5 protein-coding genes are annotated in these 4,646 nt (G+C 65.6%); 1 reads left to right on the forward strand and 4 read right to left on the reverse strand.

The window, feature by feature from the left end:
• Positions 1 to 204 precede the first annotated feature (204 nt).
• Positions 205 to 513 (forward strand): S1 domain-containing protein, encoded by a 309-nt coding sequence (locus ACX28W_RS43610; protein ID WP_459005639.1) that lies wholly within the window; start codon positions 205 to 207, stop codon positions 511 to 513.
• A 10-nt stretch (positions 514 to 523) separates the two neighbouring features.
• Here the strand turns inward: ACX28W_RS43610 and ACX28W_RS43615 are convergent.
• From ACX28W_RS43615 to ACX28W_RS43630, 4 genes are all read right to left on the reverse strand, one after another.
• A protein-coding gene (locus tag ACX28W_RS43615; protein WP_459005642.1) for an IS630 family transposase occupies positions 524 to 1,611 on the reverse strand; the annotation gives its coding sequence in 2 pieces (ribosomal slippage) (positions 524 to 1,110 and positions 1,110 to 1,611; 1,089 coding nt in all).
• A gap of 339 nt (positions 1,612 to 1,950) precedes the next feature.
• Positions 1,951 to 2,487 carry a hypothetical protein gene (locus tag ACX28W_RS43620; protein WP_459005640.1) on the reverse strand — a complete coding sequence of 179 codons (537 nt, stop codon included), beginning with the start codon at positions 2,485 to 2,487 and terminating at the stop codon, positions 1,951 to 1,953.
• 549 nt (positions 2,488 to 3,036) lie between these two features.
• Positions 3,037 to 3,636 carry an SMI1/KNR4 family protein gene (locus tag ACX28W_RS43625; protein ID WP_459005641.1) on the reverse strand — a complete coding sequence of 200 codons (600 nt, stop codon included), beginning with the start codon at positions 3,634 to 3,636 and terminating at the stop codon, positions 3,037 to 3,039.
• Positions 3,637 to 3,709: 73 nt separating this feature from the next.
• A protein-coding gene (locus ACX28W_RS43630) for an IS5 family transposase (protein WP_459005643.1) occupies positions 3,710 to 4,521 on the reverse strand; the annotation gives its coding sequence in 2 pieces (ribosomal slippage) (positions 3,710 to 4,179 and positions 4,179 to 4,521; 813 coding nt in all).
• Between the last annotated feature and the right edge of the window lie 125 nt (positions 4,522 to 4,646).

Below are 4,646 nucleotides of genomic sequence, written 5' to 3' on the forward strand. Positions count from 1 at the left end.
TAAATCGGCGTCTGGAAGAACATGACAAAGACGTTACCCGGTTCCGTCGGACCCGCACACCAAGTTTTTCGCCGTCCCGGCGTCGGCCGGGCCTTCGGCGAGCGCCCGGGGGCAGCCGTTTCCTTCCAGTCAGCTACTGAGCCTGAAGGCGTGATGTCGGGCGATCAGTCCCTCTGTCCGCTGAGGTGCTGGAAGACTTGGGTCATGCCCGAGCAGCTGAGGAAGTGGTCTCTGACCAGCGGAAAAGTGATCAAGCACATGCACTATGGGCTCAGGGTGCAGGTTCCATCCGGGGAGATTGGCGTGGTCGACCGCGTCGATATCGCCGACGGCTATATCGGCCCTGCAGACTGGCCGACGGTCGGTTCCGTACTCACAGTTGTCAGCGGAGGCTACGCAGGTCGTCAACTTCGGCTCAGCACTCGCCCGAGCCACCTCGAAGAAGCAAGGTTCCGCGCGACGAGAGACCAGTTGGCGGCGAACGAGGCCGAAGCCGGAACCCGCAATTCTTGATGCGCGCGCATCAAAGTGAGTGCTCTTGGCTGGACATGGTGAGTCCGGTGCCGGCGAGGCATCCGTCGATGAGGCCGGGCCGGTACTGAACTCGGCGCAGGCTCTGCCGGAGGGCACGCATCAGGTGAGTGGGGTCGGTGAAGGCGGTGTTGGCCTGGCAGCGGCGGCGGAGCAGGGACCAGATCCCTTCGACCGGGTTGAGCTGCGGTGCGTAAGGCGGCAAGAAGTGAACGGTGATCCAGTCCTGGGCGTCGATGAACTCGCGTAAGCGGCGGTCGCGGTGGACGTTGAGGTTGTCCCAGATCAGGACAATGGGTTTGCCGAGTTGCCGGTGGGCCACGACCAGGAGGTCGCGATAGTCGGTCCAGGCGAAGCTGCGGCGTCCACCGGCCTTGTGGTCCGGGTGCACCACCGGCCGGTAGATCAGCCGGGATCGCTCGCCTGCTTTGTAGCAGGCCAGGGCGGCAATGGAGATGCGGCGCTGGGAACGGCCACGGACGCGCACGATCGGGGTTGTCCCGCGGCGGGACCAGGTACGGGTGGTGGGCGGCGTCATCGAGAAGCCGGCCTCGTCCTCAAAGACGAGGTAAGCGCCGAGCGCCGCCGCGGTGCTTCCACGGACGGCCAGGTCTCCTTCACCCATCCGGCCACGGCTGCTTCGTCGCGCTCGACCGCTCGCCGGGCCGGGACCTGGTGGCTCCAGCCGTGGCGTCGCAGCATCTGCGAGACGCCCGACAGTGAGAACGACTTGTGGAAGCGCCGCCCGATCAATGTCTTGATCCGGGCCAGGGTCCAGGTCTGGTCCGGCCAGCCGTGCACGACCGGGCCCTTGGCCAGCTCTGCTTCCAACACGGCAAACAGCGTGTCGCTCAGCTTCGGCCGTGAGACCGGCCCGACGGACCGCAACCCCGCAGAGCTAGAGCCCTGCCAGGCCCGACGCCACCGCTGCACCGAGCGCACGCTGACCCGTAACTCCTTGGCGATCTCCCCGTTGGGGACGTCGTCGGCGAACCGCTCGACGGCCTCCATCCGGATCCGCTCGCGCAGATCAAGGTCCCGGGCGAGGTCCTCCAGCAGCCACAACGGGTTCGGGCCCATGTCAAGGTCGAGCAACCAGGCGGGGTCATAGCCGGAGGAGCGCGGATAGCGGTCCGGACTTACGCAATCATTCAAGGCAGTCACGAGCACGAAATCAAGCCGATCATCGGCCCAGGCACACCGCATTTCGCTCATCACTTCGACTCCCAGCCCATGTGCACGGTGCGTGTCGGCGTTCGCGTGAAAGCACCCAGCTCGGTACACGGAAACGTACCCAGCAGGCTGGACGTCGGAGTGCTGGGGCCATCCGATAGCCGGCCCCGCCCAGAACGGCGGCTCCCACGTCCTGGAGACGCCACTGAACGCCTCGCCTGCCCACTTCCGTTGGGGCGCGGACGGTCAGCGTGGGATCAGCGTGCCCTCTCTGGTGACCGTCAGGCGCACCTGGGAGCCGTCCGGCGAGCAGTTGCGGCCGTTGGAATAGGTGGGCTGCGGGGTGGTGGTACTGATCTGTCGGTCGAGCACGGTGGCGCCCCGCTGGTTCTTGAATACCAGCGTGACCTGTATCGGCTTACTTGATGGGAGGTCCCGTATGACCACGAAGCCAGGCCAAGGGAGAAAAGGCTCGGGGTTTTGCGGGGCCCTCGCTGCCGGGGGTTCTGTGGCGGTAGCGGATTCCGTGGTCATTACGGGGTTTCCTGGGGTCGCCGGTTCTTCCGGCCAGGTGTCCAGCTGCAGCGTGCGCTTCCGGCATGTGCCGTCCCAGCAGGCTGTGAGGGTCGCGTCGGCCACGCTGTTCGCCAGTTCCGGGTGGACAGCGACCCGGATCCCGGCGGGCGTGTCGATCAGGGTGCAGATGTCTTGCGCGTAACCTCCGCACGCGGTCAGCAGCGCCAGAGCCGCCAGGGGGACCGCCAATCCGATGCTGCGTCTCACGCTGGCTCCTCGGCAACCGTCTGCGTCTTGATCACGGCCACTCATGTTGGCACAGCAGATGCAGCACGTCGCTCGACCTGGACTGTCACGTGCCATCCTCTCTCCTGTTGCTGAGTCAGGGCTGCGCGGAGCGTGGCTGGAGAAGCGGAAGCGATTGCCCCGTGTGGCCGGTGGCATGAACACGGGTCGGCCACAGCGCGGCCGTCTTGCTCCTGGAGCGAGCAGGCTGCGTCAACAGGCGGGCGCAGCCCGTATGTTGCCTGCGGAGGCTGGGTACGTAGCCGTGTACCTGCTTGAGCACGCCTGGGTGTACGCCGACAGTGCGGCGACAGTCGGTTCTGCCTCTCCGGTCACGAGCGGAAAGAGCTGAGGATCGGCCGGGCTCTGCCCGACTCCCCGGGGCTGTTCAACGCACCTGCGGGATGACCGCATACCGCTTCAAGAACAGCCTCGTCAGCGGGCGGAGGTCTTGCCGGAGTTCTTCGAGCCGTTCCTTTAGTTAAAGGTCATCTCGTTTGGGTCGCCGCTCCTGCCAGCGCGGTTGGCTTCTCACATGCCGCGGTCTGGGCCGTACCAAGGCTCGGGGTGTTCGTCGGCGGACATCGGCAGGTGTCGCATTTGCACGGGGCCTGGATAGAAGGCTGCGCTGTTGGGACCGGTCATGTCTTCACCGATGAGATAGCGGTAGAGCCATTCGGCGAAGCTCATGCGGTGCTCTGCCCAGGTTTCGTCGTAGCTCACCAAGAGCCTGGGGACACTGGTGGCAGCGATGAGGAAGATTGTCTCTCCTCGGTCGGTGCTCGCGATCGGCCACAGCCCGTTGCGGGTGCCGAAGCTCAACTCGTCGAGTCCGAAGAGCTGGCGCGGGTCCTCGTCCGCGTCGAGATCGAGCTCATCCCACGGCACCTCGGACCATGCTCGGATGCTTTTTCGGATCTCCTGGCCCAAGTTCCATCGCTCAGTCGCCGGATGATGGAGGTACAGGTGGCCATTGAGTTGGATCGGGGCGTAGGCGTCAACCAGGCCCCGGTAGTCGGGCGGCAGTTGTATGCCGAGATCCGCGTGGAGACGGTCCCAAGCAGCAGGGTCCGCAAAGCGGTTCTGGGCCGGGCCGAGCATCGCCATGACGGCAAGCAGGTAGTCGGTCATGAAGTCCTCGATGGTGTGTGACCGGCTCGGTCCTCGGCGGCAGGCCGGCGTCGTATGGGCCGTACTTTACGGATCACGACGCGGTGATGGCCTTCGCCAGTCTGCGGTAGCAGATCAGGGCGGCGGCGATTCCGGCGAAGGCGAGGAAGTGTTCTGCCTTGCGTTCATAGCGACGGTGCAAGCGGCGGCACCCAGCGAGCCACGCGACCGTGCGCTCCACGGTCCAACGGTGGCGGCCCAGCCGCTGTGAGGACTCGATGCCCTTGCGGGCAATGCGCGGGACGATGTTCCTTGCGCGGAGCCATCGGCGAAGGTGGTCGTAGTCATAGCCCTTGTCGGCGTGGAGCTTGTCGGGCCGTCGTCGACGCGGTCCTCGTCGGGAGCGGATCGGCGGGATACCCCGGACCAGGGGTTCCAGCCCCTGGCTGTCATGGGTGTTCGCAGCAGAAATGCCGATGGAGAGAGGCAGACCAGTCCGCTCGGTGATTAAGTGGATCTTTGAGCCCTTCTTGCCGCGATCTACGGGATTCGGACCCGTCAGATCCCCCCTTTCATCGCCCGCATGTTCACCGAGTCGATCGCGCATCGCGACCAGTCCAACTCTCCTCGGACGCCGAGCTCGTCCAGCACCAGGCGGTGGAGCTTTCCCCACACCCGGGCCCGGCTCCACTCAGTGAACCGCCGATGTGCCGTCGGACCGGACGGGCCGAAGCCCGACGGCAGCTGGCGCCACGTGCAGCCCGTCGTGGCCACGAACACGATGGCCGCAAGCACCTGTCGGTCCCCATACCTGCGTCGGCCACCACCCTGAGGCCGCACCGCAGCGGCCGGTACCACCCGCTGGAACAACTCCCACAACCCCTCCGGCACCAGACGCTCCACCATCGCCATCACGACCGCTACCCTAACGATCAAGCCAGTTGAGACGGCCTCTTAGAACTCCTATCGGAATGACTTCAGGCGCCGCCAGCAGATGAGTGCGCATCCGAGGGTGAGGAAGGCTTCGTGGA

The organism is Streptomyces sp. SD15 (assembly GCF_054462255.1).

Coding starts and splice junctions, on each gene's coding strand:
- ACX28W_RS43610 (WP_459005639.1), top strand. CDS start 205: ATGCCCGAGCAGCTGAGGAAGTGGTCTCTGACCAGCGGAAAAGTGATC.
- ACX28W_RS43625 (WP_459005641.1), bottom strand. CDS start 3,636: ATGACCGACTACCTGCTTGCCGTCATGGCGATGCTCGGCCCGGCCCAG.